Consider the following 396-nt stretch of genomic DNA (forward strand, 5'->3'; position numbering starts at 1 on the left):
CGGGCGCGACGGGTGCCACGGGCGCGAGGGGTGCCGCGGGCGCGACGGGTGCCACGGGCGCGACGGGTGCCACGGGCGCGACGGGTGCCACAGGTGCCACGGGCGCGATGGGTGCCACCGGCGCGACGGGTGCCACGGGTGCCACGGGCGCGACGGGTGCCACCGGCGCAACGGGTGCCACGGGCGCCACGGGTGCGACGGGTGCCACCGGCGCGACGGGTGCCACGGGTGCCACCGGCGCGACGGGTGCCACAGGCGCCACCGGCGCAACGGGTGCCACCGGCGCGATGGGTGCCACCGGAGCCACCGGCGCGACGGGTGCCACGGGCGCGAYGGGTGCSACGGGYGCCACGGGYGCSACGGGCGCCACGGGCGCGACGGGTGCCACAGGTGCCA

Annotated in this window: 1 protein-coding gene; it reads left to right on the forward strand. The window is 81.3% G+C overall.

All coding sequences use genetic code 11. The annotated features are described in order from the left end of the window. Positions 1-396: hypothetical protein (locus RT91_RS21125; RefSeq protein WP_035189729.1), on the forward strand; the 396-nt coding region annotated here is incomplete at both ends.

The organism is Acidiphilium sp. JA12-A1, assembly GCF_000724705.2.
Classification (GTDB): Bacteria; Pseudomonadota; Alphaproteobacteria; order Acetobacterales; family Acetobacteraceae; genus Acidiphilium; species Acidiphilium multivorum.